At 56.1% G+C, this 15,006-nt stretch carries 6 protein-coding genes, 2 tRNA genes and 5 rRNA genes; 9 read left to right on the top strand and 4 right to left on the bottom strand.

The window, feature by feature from the left end; all coding sequences use genetic code 11:
* Positions 1 to 21: 21 nt before the first annotated feature.
* From rrf (OSW16_RS26255) to rrf (OSW16_RS26225), 7 genes are all read left to right on the top strand, one after another.
* A 5S ribosomal RNA gene (rrf, locus tag OSW16_RS26255) occupies positions 22 to 137 on the top strand.
* A 450-nt stretch (positions 138 to 587) separates the two neighbouring features.
* Positions 588 to 2,124, top strand: a 16S ribosomal RNA gene (locus OSW16_RS26250).
* Between the two features lie 77 nt (positions 2,125 to 2,201).
* Positions 2,202 to 2,278 (top strand) — tRNA-Ile (locus tag OSW16_RS26245).
* 6 nt (positions 2,279 to 2,284) lie between these two features.
* Positions 2,285 to 2,360: transfer RNA gene (locus OSW16_RS26240), tRNA-Ala, on the top strand.
* Positions 2,361 to 2,602: 242 nt separating this feature from the next.
* A 23S ribosomal RNA gene (locus OSW16_RS26235) occupies positions 2,603 to 5,494 on the top strand.
* Positions 5,495 to 5,628: 134 nt separating this feature from the next.
* Positions 5,629 to 5,744, top strand: a 5S ribosomal RNA gene (rrf, locus tag OSW16_RS26230).
* Between the two features lie 109 nt (positions 5,745 to 5,853).
* Positions 5,854 to 5,969, top strand: a 5S ribosomal RNA gene (gene rrf, locus OSW16_RS26225).
* The 16S, 23S and 5S rRNA genes sit together here with 2 tRNA genes alongside, the layout of an rRNA operon.
* A gap of 165 nt (positions 5,970 to 6,134) precedes the next feature.
* Here rrf (OSW16_RS26225) and OSW16_RS26220 read toward each other — a convergent pair.
* Complete coding sequence (locus OSW16_RS26220; RefSeq protein ID WP_267819619.1) at positions 6,135 to 6,824, bottom strand: GntR family transcriptional regulator; 690 nt, start codon at positions 6,822 to 6,824, stop codon at positions 6,135 to 6,137.
* Between the two features lie 204 nt (positions 6,825 to 7,028).
* Here OSW16_RS26220 and lapG point away from each other — a divergent pair, with 204 nt between their 5' ends.
* The gene (lapG, locus tag OSW16_RS26215) at positions 7,029 to 7,790 is read left to right on the top strand and encodes a cysteine protease LapG (RefSeq protein ID WP_267824136.1); all 762 of its coding nucleotides are present in this window, start codon (positions 7,029 to 7,031) and stop codon (positions 7,788 to 7,790) included.
* Positions 7,791 to 7,800: 10 nt separating this feature from the next.
* Positions 7,801 to 9,747: a cyclic di-GMP receptor LapD gene (gene lapD / locus OSW16_RS26210; protein WP_267819617.1), complete on the top strand. Its 1,947-nt coding sequence runs from the start codon at positions 7,801 to 7,803 to the stop codon at positions 9,745 to 9,747.
* A 54-nt stretch (positions 9,748 to 9,801) separates the two neighbouring features.
* On the opposite strand, the gene OSW16_RS26205 is transcribed toward lapD, so the two are convergent.
* From OSW16_RS26205 to OSW16_RS26195, 3 genes are read right to left on the bottom strand one after another with little or no spacing between them, the layout of a single operon-like run.
* A complete protein-coding gene (locus OSW16_RS26205; protein WP_241807203.1) occupies positions 9,802 to 11,178 on the bottom strand; it encodes an HlyD family type I secretion periplasmic adaptor subunit in 1,377 nt (458 codons plus the stop codon).
* Positions 11,168 to 13,324 (bottom strand): type I secretion system permease/ATPase, encoded by a 2,157-nt coding sequence (locus tag OSW16_RS26200; RefSeq protein ID WP_241807202.1) that lies wholly within the window; start codon positions 13,322 to 13,324, stop codon positions 11,168 to 11,170. Before OSW16_RS26200 ends, OSW16_RS26205 begins: the two co-directional genes overlap by 11 nt.
* A 44-nt stretch (positions 13,325 to 13,368) precedes the next feature.
* On the bottom strand, positions 13,369 to 14,706 hold the full coding sequence (locus tag OSW16_RS26195) for a TolC family outer membrane protein (protein WP_267819615.1): 1,338 nt from the start codon (positions 14,704 to 14,706) through the stop codon (positions 13,369 to 13,371).
* Positions 14,707 to 15,006: the final 300 nt, after the last annotated feature.

Below are 15,006 nucleotides of genomic sequence, written 5' to 3'. Positions count from 1 at the left end.
GACATTCTGGCTACAGAATTTCTTGACGACCATAGAGCATTGGAACCACCTGATCCCATCCCGAACTCAGTAGTGAAACGATGCATCGCCGATGGTAGTGTGGGGTTTCCCCATGTGAGAGTAGGTCATCGTCAAGATTCATTTCGCAAAACCCCTATCTGCGTGAGCAGGTAGGGGTTTTGTCTTTAAGTAGAAGCTGAAGCTTCTTGCTGACCTGATCGAAAGACAGATTGGCAGCGTAAAAAAGGTGGTTGACAGTGTTTTCGAATGCTGTATTATTCACCTCCCGCTACGAGAGATCGAAGCGAGCCAAGTGTTTGAAGCTAAACGAGTTTCTCGCAAAAAACTTCAAAATAAACGCTTGACAGGCTCTGAGGAAAGCGTAGAATGCGCGCCTCGGTTGAGACGAAAAGCTCTTAACCAAACGCTCTTTAACAAATCGAATCAAGCAATTCGTGTGGGTGCTTGTGAGTACGGACTGATAGTCAAAAAGATTATCAGCATCACAAGTGACCATGCGAGAAATCACATAGTCATTTGAGATTGCTGAGCCAAGTTTAGGGTTTCTTAAAAACCCAAGCAGTATTGAACTGAAGAGTTTGATCATGGCTCAGATTGAACGCTGGCGGCAGGCCTAACACATGCAAGTCGAGCGGATGACGGGAGCTTGCTCCTTGATTCAGCGGCGGACGGGTGAGTAATGCCTAGGAATCTGCCTGGTAGTGGGGGACAACGTTTCGAAAGGAACGCTAATACCGCATACGTCCTACGGGAGAAAGCAGGGGACCTTCGGGCCTTGCGCTATCAGATGAGCCTAGGTCGGATTAGCTAGTTGGTGGGGTAATGGCTCACCAAGGCGACGATCCGTAACTGGTCTGAGAGGATGATCAGTCACACTGGAACTGAGACACGGTCCAGACTCCTACGGGAGGCAGCAGTGGGGAATATTGGACAATGGGCGAAAGCCTGATCCAGCCATGCCGCGTGTGTGAAGAAGGTCTTCGGATTGTAAAGCACTTTAAGTTGGGAGGAAGGGCATTAACCTAATACGTTAGTGTTTTGACGTTACCGACAGAATAAGCACCGGCTAACTCTGTGCCAGCAGCCGCGGTAATACAGAGGGTGCAAGCGTTAATCGGAATTACTGGGCGTAAAGCGCGCGTAGGTGGTTTGTTAAGTTGGATGTGAAAGCCCCGGGCTCAACCTGGGAACTGCATCCAAAACTGGCAAGCTAGAGTACGGTAGAGGGTGGTGGAATTTCCTGTGTAGCGGTGAAATGCGTAGATATAGGAAGGAACACCAGTGGCGAAGGCGACCACCTGGACTGATACTGACACTGAGGTGCGAAAGCGTGGGGAGCAAACAGGATTAGATACCCTGGTAGTCCACGCCGTAAACGATGTCAACTAGCCGTTGGAATCCTTGAGATTTTAGTGGCGCAGCTAACGCATTAAGTTGACCGCCTGGGGAGTACGGCCGCAAGGTTAAAACTCAAATGAATTGACGGGGGCCCGCACAAGCGGTGGAGCATGTGGTTTAATTCGAAGCAACGCGAAGAACCTTACCAGGCCTTGACATGCAGAGAACTTTCCAGAGATGGATTGGTGCCTTCGGGAACTCTGACACAGGTGCTGCATGGCTGTCGTCAGCTCGTGTCGTGAGATGTTGGGTTAAGTCCCGTAACGAGCGCAACCCTTGTCCTTAGTTACCAGCACGTTATGGTGGGCACTCTAAGGAGACTGCCGGTGACAAACCGGAGGAAGGTGGGGATGACGTCAAGTCATCATGGCCCTTACGGCCTGGGCTACACACGTGCTACAATGGTCGGTACAGAGGGTTGCCAAGCCGCGAGGTGGAGCTAATCTCACAAAACCGATCGTAGTCCGGATCGCAGTCTGCAACTCGACTGCGTGAAGTCGGAATCGCTAGTAATCGCGAATCAGAATGTCGCGGTGAATACGTTCCCGGGCCTTGTACACACCGCCCGTCACACCATGGGAGTGGGTTGCACCAGAAGTAGCTAGTCTAACCTTCGGGAGGACGGTTACCACGGTGTGATTCATGACTGGGGTGAAGTCGTAACAAGGTAGCCGTAGGGGAACCTGCGGCTGGATCACCTCCTTAATCGACGACATCAGCCTGCTGATGAGCTCCCACACGAATTGCTTGATTCATTGTCGAAGACGATCAAGACCCTATATAGGTCTGTAGCTCAGTTGGTTAGAGCGCACCCCTGATAAGGGTGAGGTCGGCAGTTCAAATCTGCCCAGACCTACCAATATGCGGGGCCATAGCTCAGCTGGGAGAGCGCCTGCCTTGCACGCAGGAGGTCAGCGGTTCGATCCCGCTTGGCTCCACCACTCTTTCAGGTTGTACAGCTTTCAGAACTTAGAAATGAACATTCGGTGATGAATGTTGATTTCTGACTTTTGTCAGATCGTTCTTTAAAAATTCGGATATGTGATAGAAATAGACTGAACACCAGTTTCACTGCTGGTGGATCAGGCTAAGGTAAAATTTGTGAGTTCTGCTCGAAAGAGCAACATGCGAATTTTCGGCGAATGTCGTCTTCACAGTATAACCAGATTGCTTGGGGTTATATGGTCAAGTGAAGAAGCGCATACGGTGGATGCCTTGGCAGTCAGAGGCGATGAAAGACGTGGTAGCCTGCGATAAGCTTTGGGGAGTCGGCAAACAGACTGTGATCCAGAGATCTCTGAATGGGGGAACCCACTCAGCACAAGCTGAGTATCTTGTACTGAATACATAGGTGCAAGAGGCGAACCAGGGGAACTGAAACATCTAAGTACCCTGAGGAAAAGAAATCAACCGAGATTCCCTTAGTAGTGGCGAGCGAACGGGGACCAGCCCTTAAGTTGATTTGAGATTAGTGGAACGCTCTGGAAAGTGCGGCCATAGTGGGTGATAGCCCCGTACACGAAAATCTCTTATCAATGAAATCGAGTAGGACGGAGCACGAGAAACTTTGTCTGAACATGGGGGGACCATCCTCCAAGGCTAAATACTACTGACTGACCGATAGTGAACCAGTACCGTGAGGGAAAGGCGAAAAGAACCCCGGAGAGGGGAGTGAAATAGAACCTGAAACCGTATGCGTACAAGCAGTGGGAGCCTACTTTGTTAGGTGACTGCGTACCTTTTGTATAATGGGTCAGCGACTTATATTCAGTGGCGAGCTTAACCGAATAGGGGAGGCGTAGCGAAAGCGAGTCTTAATAGGGCGTTTAGTCGCTGGGTATAGACCCGAAACCGGGCGATCTATCCATGGGCAGGTTGAAGGTTAGGTAACACTGACTGGAGGACCGAACCGACTACCGTTGAAAAGTTAGCGGATGACCTGTGGATCGGAGTGAAAGGCTAATCAAGCTCGGAGATAGCTGGTTCTCCTCGAAAGCTATTTAGGTAGCGCCTCATGTATCACTGTAGGGGGTAGAGCACTGTTTCGGCTAGGGGGTCATCCCGACTTACCAAACCGATGCAAACTCCGAATACCTACAAGTGCCGAGCATGGGAGACACACGGCGGGTGCTAACGTCCGTCGTGAAAAGGGAAACAACCCAGACCGTCAGCTAAGGTCCCAAAGTCATGGTTAAGTGGGAAACGATGTGGGAAGGCTTAGACAGCTAGGAGGTTGGCTTAGAAGCAGCCACCCTTTAAAGAAAGCGTAATAGCTCACTAGTCGAGTCGGCCTGCGCGGAAGATGTAACGGGGCTCAAACCATGCACCGAAGCTACGGGTATCACCTCTGGTGATGCGGTAGAGGAGCGTTCTGTAAGCCTGTGAAGGTGAGTTGAGAAGCTTGCTGGAGGTATCAGAAGTGCGAATGCTGACATGAGTAACGACAATGCGAGTGAAAAACTCGCACGCCGAAAGACCAAGGTTTCCTGCGCAACGTTAATCGACGCAGGGTTAGTCGGTCCCTAAGGCGAGGCTGAAAAGCGTAGTCGATGGAAAACAGGTTAATATTCCTGTACTTCCAGTTATTGCGATGGAGGGACGGAGAAGGCTAGGCCAGCTTGGCGTTGGTTGTCCAAGTTTAAGGTGGTAGGCCGAGATCTTAGGCAAATCCGGGATCTCAAGGCCGAGAGCTGATGACGAGTTGCCTTTAGGCGACGAAGTGGTTGATGCCATGCTTCCAAGAAAAGCTCCTAAGCTTCAGATAACTGGGAACCGTACCCCAAACCGACACAGGTGGTTAGGTAGAGAATACCAAGGCGCTTGAGAGAACTCGGGTGAAGGAACTAGGCAAAATGGCACCGTAACTTCGGGAGAAGGTGCGCCGGTGAGGGTGAAGGACTTGCTCCGTAAGCTCATGCCGGTCGAAGATACCAGGCCGCTGCGACTGTTTATTAAAAACACAGCACTCTGCAAACACGAAAGTGGACGTATAGGGTGTGACGCCTGCCCGGTGCCGGAAGGTTAATTGATGGGGTTAGCGCAAGCGAAGCTCTTGATCGAAGCCCCGGTAAACGGCGGCCGTAACTATAACGGTCCTAAGGTAGCGAAATTCCTTGTCGGGTAAGTTCCGACCTGCACGAATGGCGTAACGATGGCGGCGCTGTCTCCACCCGAGACTCAGTGAAATTGAAATCGCTGTGAAGATGCAGTGTATCCGCGGCTAGACGGAAAGACCCCGTGAACCTTTACTATAGCTTTGCACTGGACTTTGAATTTGCTTGTGTAGGATAGGTGGGAGGCTTTGAAGTGGGGACGCCAGTTCTCATGGAGCCATCCTTGAAATACCACCCTGGCAACTTTGAGGTTCTAACTCAGGTCCGTTATCCGGATCGAGGACAGTGTATGGTGGGTAGTTTGACTGGGGCGGTCTCCTCCCAAAGAGTAACGGAGGAGTACGAAGGTGCGCTCAGACCGGTCGGAAATCGGTCGTAGAGTATAAAGGCAAAAGCGCGCTTGACTGCGAGACAAACACGTCGAGCAGGTACGAAAGTAGGTCTTAGTGATCCGGTGGTTCTGTATGGAAGGGCCATCGCTCAACGGATAAAAGGTACTCCGGGGATAACAGGCTGATACCGCCCAAGAGTTCATATCGACGGCGGTGTTTGGCACCTCGATGTCGGCTCATCACATCCTGGGGCTGAAGCCGGTCCCAAGGGTATGGCTGTTCGCCATTTAAAGTGGTACGCGAGCTGGGTTTAGAACGTCGTGAGACAGTTCGGTCCCTATCTGCCGTGGACGTTTGAGATTTGAGAGGGGCTGCTCCTAGTACGAGAGGACCGGAGTGGACGAACCTCTGGTGTTCCGGTTGTCACGCCAGTGGCATTGCCGGGTAGCTATGTTCGGAAGAGATAACCGCTGAAAGCATCTAAGCGGGAAACTTGCCTCAAGATGAGATCTCACTGGGATCTTGAATCCCCTAAAGGGCCGTCGAAGACTACGACGTTGATAGGTTGGGTGTGTAAGCGCTGTGAGGCGTTGAGCTAACCAATACTAATTGCCCGTGAGGCTTGACCATATAACACCCAAGCAATTTGCTTCTGCAGATTGCGGTGGTGAAGATGATACGAACCGAAAGTTCGCAACGAACCACAAATATCGCATATCCGAATTTGCTGGGCTGTCCATCTGGACATTCTGGCTACAGAATTTCTTGACGACCATAGAGCATTGGAACCACCTGATCCCATCCCGAACTCAGTAGTGAAACGATGCATCGCCGATGGTAGTGTGGGGTTTCCCCATGTGAGAGTAGGTCATCGTCAAGATTCATTTCGCAAAACCCCTATCTGCGCGAGCAGGTAGGGGTTTTGTCTTTAAGTAGGAACCATAGAGATTCGCGGGTACGTCCACAGGACGGACCGGCACACAGAATTTCTTGACGACCATAGAGCATTGGAACCACCTGATCCCATCCCGAACTCAGCAGTGAAACGATGCATCGCCGATGGTAGTGTGGGGTTTCCCCATGTGAGAGTAGGTCATCGTCAAGATTCAAATCCAAAGCCCCTGTCTGCGCTGCAGACAGGGGCTTTGTCTTTTCCGGGTATGCGCGTAGCTCCGCCATGCGTCGTGCCTGCAACCGCTGGGCAGCCAGATAACCAGCCTGCTGCGGTATTCGCTAAAGCGTGTTGGCAAACGTCATGTGCAAGCCCTGCTTACTGAGCGGCCTGCTTGTCCAGGTAATTCCTGATAACCCGCGCGCCATTGTTCAGATGCTGCTCCAACACCCTCACGGCCTCATCGACCAGCTTGTCGCTGGCGGCATCCGCCAGTGCGTTGTGATCGTCCTGGGTCAGCTTGCCCAGCCCCATCGACGACAGATGAAAACGCAAGAAGCGCTCCTCTTCGTTGAGCTCGTTCTCGATCAGGTGCAGGAGTTTCTGGTTCTGAGCCTTGCAGTACAAGGCCATGTGGAATAGCCGGTTGAGGCGGCCGATTTCGGCGTGGCGAGTCTCACTTTCCAATTGCCGGATGTAACCACGTGCGCGGGCGATATCATCGGCATCTAGCAGGGGAATGGATTGGCGCAGCGCTTCGGACTCCAGCAGAACCCGCAATGCATAACTGTCGACCGCATCTTCGCCAATCAAGGGTGCCACAACCGCGCCCTTGTGCATCTCCACCTTGAGCAATGACTGCGCTTCCAGCTGGCGCAGCGCCTCACGCACAGGCATGCGGCTGACGCCATACAGGGTAGCCAGTTCTTGTTGACGCACGGCGGTACCAGGCGGCAGGCGGCCATCGAGTATGGCGCTGCGTAAGCGTTCTTCGATCACGCCACGAGCCAGGTTTGCCGGTAGCTGTTCGCTCGCCAGCACATTGCTGAGTTTGATTTTCTCGGCCACGCGAAGTCTGCCTCGACGACTAAAGTTGGATCCAATGACACTAGTAACTGGCAAGGGCCTTTGTCAAACCAGCGCCCTCAGTGGGGCGAGCGAAAACAAGGCCATAAGATATGGTGGAGGAAGAAGCCTGGCAAAGGAAGCGACATATACAAAGCATTAGCTGGAAAGTTTTGCGCGCCCGACCACCGGAGGGATGATTGCAGGATGCCATTGTTTTTTATGCTGACAGGCCGCACCATCGCTGCTTTCGACTGGTCTGAGCAGGTCTTCGCAGTGGCGATACCCTCGGTAATCAAAACCGCCGCGCGACGTATCGGCCTTGCCGTTTTGCTGGGCAGCTTGCTGCTGGGCGGTTTGCGTGCGGATTGGGATTTTTCCGAGATCAGTCGCAAGTCGCAGACCCTGTATGGCCCACTGGGCGCTGGCAAAGGTCGCATCGATGCCTGGCAGAGGATGATGGCCACTCAAAACCAAGGCTCCGAGCTACAACGCTTGCAGGCAGCCAACCAGTTTTTCAACCAGCAGTTGCGCTATGTCGAAGACATCGACCTATGGCATGAAGTCGATTATTGGGCCACGCCTATTCAGGCCTTGATCAAGGGCGCTGGCGATTGTGAAGACTATGCTATCGCCAAATATTTCAGCCTGCGACGCATGGGCATTCCAAGTGAAAAGCTGCGCATCACCTACGTCAAGGCCTTGCGCCAGAATCGCGCGCACATGGTGCTGACCTATTATTCAAGCCCACAAGCCCAGCCGCTGGTACTCGATAGCTTGATGGACGCGATCAAGCCGGCTAGCCAGCGTACTGACCTCTTGCCGGTCTACGCCTTCAATGGTGAAGGCCTCTGGTTGACCGGGGCTGCGGGTAACAAGAAAGTCGGTGACACCAAGCGTTTGTCCCGCTGGCAGGACTTGCTAAAGAAAATGCAGGCCGAAGGGTTCCCGGCCGAACCGGTTTACTGAAGGAGCACAGATGTCACTGTTCAAACAATTGCTGTTGGCCATTTGCCTGTTCCTGGTGGTCGCGTTCAGCGGTAGCTTCATGGTCAGCCTGGAGAGTTCACGCAGCCAGTACGTCAACCAGCTGCGCTCCCACGCCCAGGATGCTGCCACGGCGCTGGCGCTTTCGTTGACGCCGAACATTGATGACCCGGCGATGGTAGAGCTGATGGTCAGCTCGATCTTTGACAGTGGCTATTATTCGAGCATCAAGGTCGTCGACCTGGGCTCGAATGCGGTGCTGGTGGAGCGTCACGCCGAGCCGGACCCTGGTGGTGTTCCTGCGTGGTTCATCCACTTGATCGGCCTCGAAGCCGCCGGCGGTGATGCCATCGTCAGCCGGGGCTGGCAACAGGCTGCGCGTGTCGAAGTTATCAGCCACCCGATGTTCGCCATCTCCAAACTCTGGCAGAGCGCTTTGGGCAGCCTGGGCTGGCTGCTGCTCTGCGGCGCAGCCAGCGCGGTACTCGGAGCCTTGCTGTTACGTCGCCAATTGCGGCCGCTGGACTACATGGTCGAGCAGTCCCACGCCATCGCCCGCCGCGAGTTCCTCAGCCTGCCTGAGCTGCCGCGCACGCCCGAGTTGCGTCGTGTGGTGCAAGCCATGAACCAGATGGTCGAGAAGCTCAAGGCCTTGTTCAACGAGCAGGCTGAGCGCAGCGAGCGGCTACGTACCGAGTCGTATCAGGACAGCCTGACCGGGCTTTCCAACCGCCGGTACTTTGAAATGCAGCTCAATACCCGAGTCAGCAACCTTGAAGAGGCGAGGGCTGGTTACCTGCTGTTGTTGCGTGTTCAGGACCTCACAGGCCTCAACGCCCGCTTGGGTGGCCAACGAACCGACCAGCTGTTGCAGGCGGTCGGCGTACAGCTGCAGCGTACCTGTGCCAAGTTCCCGGAGACCAACGACCTGATTTCCCGCAGCCGTGGCGGTGAGTTCGCTGTGCTTGCCCCAGGCATGGTGCACGAAGAGGCAGTACAGCTTGCCCAGGCCCTGGAGGCTACGCTACAGAGCCTGCACGAGACGGGCGCCACCGATGTCGACCCGGTAGCTTGTATCGGCCTTGCGCCATTCAGCCCCGGCGATGCGCCGCAAGCGCTGTTGAAACTTGCCGATGAGGCCCTGGCCCGGGCTGAAAACCAGCCGACACCCGGCTGGGTTTGCCTTGAGCAAGGTGCCGCGGCTATTGCTGGCGATAGCCATCACGACTGGCACACGCGGCTTGAGCAAGCCTTCGTCAACGGCCAGTTCGAACTGTTCTTTCAACCGGTTGTGGATTGCAAGGAAGTGCAGCGCGTACTGCATTACAAAGTCATTTCCCGGCTGCACGATGATGACGGCGAGGCAGTCCCGGCCGGCCGCTTTCTGCCGTGGCTGGAGCGCTTTGGCTGGATGCCGCGGCTGGATGTTCTGGTGCTTGAAAAAGTGCTGGCGCACCTGCGTAGCCATGATCAGGTGCTTGCGCTCAACCTGTCGGCTGCGACCTTGGCCGACCCCAACGCTCTGCAGCGGGTATACGATCTGCTTGGGCAGTACACTGCACTGGGGTCGCGCCTGGTCCTGGAAATCGGTGAGGAGCAATTGCCTGCGCAAGCCGTGCTCGAGCAGTTGACTCGACGCTTGCACGGGCTTGGTTTCGGGCTGGCGCTGCAGCGTTTTGGTGGCCGCTTCAGCATGATCGGCAACCTGGCGCACTTGGGCCTGGCGTACCTGAAGATCGACGGAAGCTACATCCGCAATATCGACCATGAGCAACACAAGCGTTTGTTCATCGAAGCCATTCAGCGGGCAGCGCACAGTATTGATCTGCCGCTGATTGCCGAACGGGTCGAGACCGAAGGAGAGCGACAGGTACTACTGGAAATGGAGGTTCAAGGTATTCAGGGGCAGTTGGTGGGTGAGCCCGCCCCGTGGCGCTGACTGCGCCAGAGAGAGCACGTGCAGCACCCACCTCAGGTGCTGCACGTGTGACAGTCAGCGTTCGCGCAGGGCTTCAGAGCGGGCCTTCATGATCGGTTTTAGCAGGTAGCTCATGATGGTCTTCTTGCCGGTCATGATATCCACCGTCGCTACCATTCCCGGGATGATCAGCAAAGGTTTCTCGTCGGTGCCCAAGTGGCTTTTTTCCGTGCGCAGCTTGATCAGATAGTACGTGGTCTTCTTGTCTTCATCGGTGATGGTGTCGGCACCGATCTGCTCCAGCGTGGCCTTCAAACCGCCGTATATGGTGTAGTCGTAGGCTGTGAACTTGACCGTCGCTTCTTGGCCGGGGTGCAAGAATGCGATGTCCTTGGGCAGGATCTTCGCCTCGACTACGAGGCTGTCATCCAGCGGCACGATCTCGACGATATCGCTGCCCGGCTGGATCACGCCACCGACAGTGTTCACCAGCAGCTGCTTGACGATGCCGCGTACCGGTGAGCTGACCATTGTGCGGTTGACCCGGTCATCCAGCGCCTTGCCCGTGGCGGTGGCCTTGTTCAACTCGGTACGTGCCTCGTTGAGCTGGGTCAGCGCCTCGCTGCGAAACTTGCCGCGGGTTTCTTCAATCTTGCTCTGCACTTCCTTGATAGCCGCTTCGGCGCGTGGAATCGCCAGTGCGGTGGAGTCCATCTGCCCGCGGTTTTCAACTTCTGCGCGGCGCAAACGTAGCACTTCCACCTGGGAGATAGCGCCTTGGGCTACCAGGGGCTCGGACATGGCAATTTCCTGGCGCAGCAACTGCAGGCTGTTGGCGTACTGTGCCCGCTTGGAGGTGAACTCGCGCAGTTCCTGCTGTTTCTGCACCAGTTGCTGTTCCAGGCCGCTGATCTCATCATGCAGTTGCTGACGTCGGCTCTGATACAGCGACTGCTCGCTGGCGGCCTGGTTCGGTGCGGCCTTACGCAGCTCTTCATCGATCTGCAGCGGCTTGTCGTCCACTTCTGCACTCAGGCGCTGCACCCGCAGGGCCATCGCCAGACGATCGGCTTCGGTTTCACCGACGTTGGACGCGAAGCGTGTTTCGTCCAGCCGCAGCAATGGCTCACCGACTTCGACGATCTGCCCCTCCTTGGCATAGATCTGCGCGACGATGCCCCCTTCCAGGTTCTGAATTTTCTGCACTTTGGAGGATGGAATGGCCTTGCCTTCACCGCGGGTAACTTCATCGATGGGGGCCACGCTGGCCCAGACGATCATGACCAGGAAGAAGGCGATGATGCCCCAGATGGTCAGGCGCACGATGCGCGGTGCGTCTTCGATCAGCGCTTTGTTGACCTCGGGCAGCGGTTGCCCGGCAAGGGATTCCGAGCCTTTGAAGTAACGGCGCAGGCTGTCCTTGAAACGCCCTATATCCAGCTTATGCAACACTGATCTGCCCCTTTTTCAGCGCATCCATGACGGCGGCTTTCGGGCCATCCGCAACAATCTGTCCTCGGTCGATGACGATCAACCGGTCCACCAGCGACAGCAAGGACGCCCGGTGGGTGACCAGCAAAACGGTCTTGCCTTCGATGACGGCAGCCAGGCGCTGCTTGAGGCGTTCTTCACCGGTGTTGTCCATGGCACTGGTGGGCTCGTCCAACAGCAGGATCTGCGGGTTGAGCAGCAGCGCCCGGGCCAGGGCGACGTTCTGCCGCTGCCCACCGGAAAGGTTCTGGCCGCGTTCGCCAACCTGCAGTTCGTAGCCGTCGGGGTGCAGGCGAGCGAATTCATGCACGCCGGCCAGCTCGGCAGCTTGCAGGATCAGTTCGTCTTCAATGTAGCGGGCACCGCTGACAAGATTGTCGCGCAAGGTGCCTGCCAGCAATTGAATGTCTTGCGGGACATAGCCGACGTTATGGCGCAACTCACTGACGTCGATCTGGCGGATGTCTACGCCATCGACCAGCAAGGAGCCATTGTCTGCCTCGTACAGGCCGACGATCAGCTTTGCCAGCGAGCTTTTGCCCGAGCCGCTGCGCCCGATGATGCCGACCTTCTCCCCCGGGCGGATGTTCAGGTTGATACCTTTGAGCGCCATGTTCTGCTGATTGGGGTAGGTGAAATCTACCCCCCGGAATTCGACCGCGCCCTGCAGCACCTGACGGCTCAGCGGACGCTCTTCGAAATTGCGCTCCTGCGGTAGCTCCATCATCTGGTCGGTGGCCACCATGGTCACCTTGGCCTGCTGGTAGCGGGCCAGCAACCCGTTGAGCGAGCTCAGCGGGCCGAGGGCGCGCCCGCTGAGCATGTAGCAGGCGACCAGGCCGCCCATGCTCAGGTTGCCGTCGATGATCAGGTAAACCCCAACGCAGATCATCGCCACGCCCGCCAGCTGCTGGATGAGCAAGGTGATGTTCATGGCCAGGCTCGACAGCACCTTGACGCGCAGTTCGAGGCGGCTGAGGGTGCCAAGTGTCTGCTCCCACATGTACTGGCGTTCGCTCTCGGCGTTGTTGACCTTGACTGCGTCCAGGCCGGCCAGCGTTTCGATCAGGCTGGACTGGCGCTCCGATGCCAGCGCCATGGTGCGCTCCATGGTCGCCATCAGCGGCTTCTGCAGTGCATAGCCGATGCCCAATGCAAGCGGGAAGGCCAGGATCGGGATCCATACCAGATGCCCGCCGATGATGGCGATGACAAGCAGGATCAGCAGGGTGAACGGCAGATCGATCAGGGTGGTCAATGTGAGCGAAGCGAGGAAGTCGCGCAGGCCTTGGAATTCATGGATGTTCTGGGCAAAGCTGCCGACTCGCGCAGGGCGATACTTCATCGACATGCCGACGATCCGCTCGAACAGCGTCGCTGAAATGATCAGATCGGTCTTCTTGCCTGCAAGATCCAGACAGAGGCCGCGCAAGCCTTTGAGAATCAGATCGAATATGTAGGCAAAGCCAATGCCTACCGCCAGCACCCATAGCGTCGACGTGGCCTGGTTGGGAACCACCCGGTCGTACACATTCATCACGAACAAAGGCGCAGCCAGCGCAATCAGGTTGATCACCAGGCTGGCAGCGATGGCGTCGATGTACAGCCACTTGCTGCGCATCAGCGTGTCGCGGAACCACGAGCGGGCGCGCGGGATGAGATTGCCGTGGTTCACATCGAACTTGTGCTGCGGCTGGGCGAAGAACACTTTGCCGCTGTAGTCGCCCTGCAGCGCCTCGCGGCTCACCAGCATCTCACCGCCGTCGCTTTCACTGAGCAGCAAGCGGGCGGTGTCTTCGTTTTCCCAGCCCACCAGCACAGCGCTGCGGCCCTCTTTGAGCAGCAACATGGCCGGCATGGCGATGCTCGGGATCTGCTCCAGCTTGCGCTGAAGTAACCGCCCTTGCAGCCCGGCACGGGCAGCGGCGCGAGGCAGCAGATCGGGGCTCAGGCGCTGGGCCGGCAAGGGCAGGCCGGTAGTCAGCATGGCCCTGCTTGCAGGCTTCTGATGCAGAACACACAGGGTCAGCAGACTATCCAGCAACGGATCATCGTGCTGACTGCGTGGATCGTGGCTGAGGTTCACTCGACTGACTTCGGATTCCACGCGGCGCTCTCTTCATCCTTGCGGGTAGATGATGCGAGTGCGGCTCAGTTCATGCCTGGCAGGTTCACTCGCGGTTTCACGTCATTCTGCACAACGGTGGCCATCGGTGCTACGACACCCTGGCTCTTGAGCAGTTGGCCAATGGTCGCCTTGATTCGGTATTGAGTAAACAATTGTATGTTCTTCACCTCAACCAGACGGCGCTGAGCAGTGAAGGTTTCATTTTCACTGTCGAGCAAGTCGAGCAGCGTGCGTTCGCCAAGGCTGAACTGCTGCTGGTAAGCGCTGCGCACCCGGTTGCTGTGATCGACGTATTGCTGGGCGATTGGCAGCTGGGCGTTGGCGTTCTCTTGCGCATTCCATGCCAGGCCCAGTTCTTCGTTGAGCTGGCGCAGGGCGTTATTGCGAATATCCAGCGCCTGGTTGGCCAAGTATGACTTGGACTCCAGGTCAGCCTTGTTGCTGCCGCCGGCGTACAGGTTGAAGTTCATGCGCAGCATGGCCTGCCACTCATTGTTATGGCCGACAGTGCCATCAATGTTGTTATCGGCCGTTCGTCCGAGTTCTGCATCGAAGCGCGGATAGAAGCTCGACTTCGCTGCGTCGTACTGTTTTTCTGCCGCGGCGATGTCCGACTCTGCCGAGCGCAGTACTGGGCTGCTTTCTACCATCTGCGCGCGCGCTTCTTCCAGAGTCGCCGGCAGCAGGTCGATGAAAGGCGCCGGGGCGCTCAGCTCATCCGGCATCTGGCCTACCACGCTGAGGAAGTTGGTGTTGGCATCGGCAAGGTTGGTCTGCTCGGTGATCAAGTTGTTGCGCGCTTGAGCCAAACGGGCTTCGGCCTGATCAAGGTCTGCCAGACGGCCAACACCACGGCTGGTACGTAGCTTGATCTGGTCTAGGATGCGTTCGTGGTTGCGCAGGTTTTCCTCAGCAAGGCGGACCATCTCGCGGCGCGACAGCACGTCCAGATAAACTTGAGCCACGTCGAGCGCGGTGCGCTCCGAGGTGTCCATCAGCGAGTAGGCGCGTGCATTAACGGTGGCTTGTTGACGGCCTACTTCACTGGAAGTGGCAAAACCGTCAAAAACCATTTGGCGAAGACGGATTGCTGACTCACCGCGATTGAGGGTTTCCCAACGGTTGCCGGTACTAGGGCTGTCAGTCCCCTCACGTCCGTAACCAGCGGTTACGTCTACCCGCGGCAAATAGCCGCCCTGGGCTGCACGCAACTGGTAATCGGCTGCCACCCGGGCGTTGACACCCGCCTGGATCTCCGGATGAACCTCGAGGGCTTTCTGCATGGCTTCGGGCAAGGTTTGTGCTTGTACGAAAGTGGCGGCAAAGGCGAATGGAAGAGCGGTAAACAGTGACGCACGCATTTTTACTGATCCCCGAGGGCGCTGTTGTCCTGAATCACGGTCGAAGCGGTTCAGGTCTGGAAAATGACAACCTGATTTGACCGATGAGCAACTTCCGGCGGGGCACTGGTATTAGTACTAAAGGAAGGGATAGCAACCGTTCAAATATCAATGTGACATTACATTGCCAATTGTTTAGGATGACGACCAGAAGGTCAATACTTTGGCATAAAGTTAATAGCCGGCAGTTATAGACGATATTTTGACGTCAAGCATGCCGGAAACAGTTATCGACACACTTGCGTCTGCAGTGGCACGTAT

This window comes from Pseudomonas putida, from assembly GCF_026625125.1.
Classification (GTDB): domain Bacteria; phylum Pseudomonadota; class Gammaproteobacteria; order Pseudomonadales; family Pseudomonadaceae; genus Aquipseudomonas; species Aquipseudomonas putida_X.
This window is presented reverse-complemented; position numbering and strand designations above follow the sequence as displayed.

Excerpts from the sequence above, each read along its gene's own strand:
- lapG (WP_267824136.1), top strand. The coding sequence starts at position 7,029 with ATGCCATTGTTTTTTATGCTGACAGGCCGCACCATCGCTGCTTTCGAC.
- lapD (WP_267819617.1), top strand. The coding sequence starts at position 7,801 with ATGTCACTGTTCAAACAATTGCTGTTGGCCATTTGCCTGTTCCTGGTG.
- OSW16_RS26195 (WP_267819615.1), bottom strand. The coding sequence starts at position 14,706 with ATGCGTGCGTCACTGTTTACCGCTCTTCCATTCGCCTTTGCCGCCACT.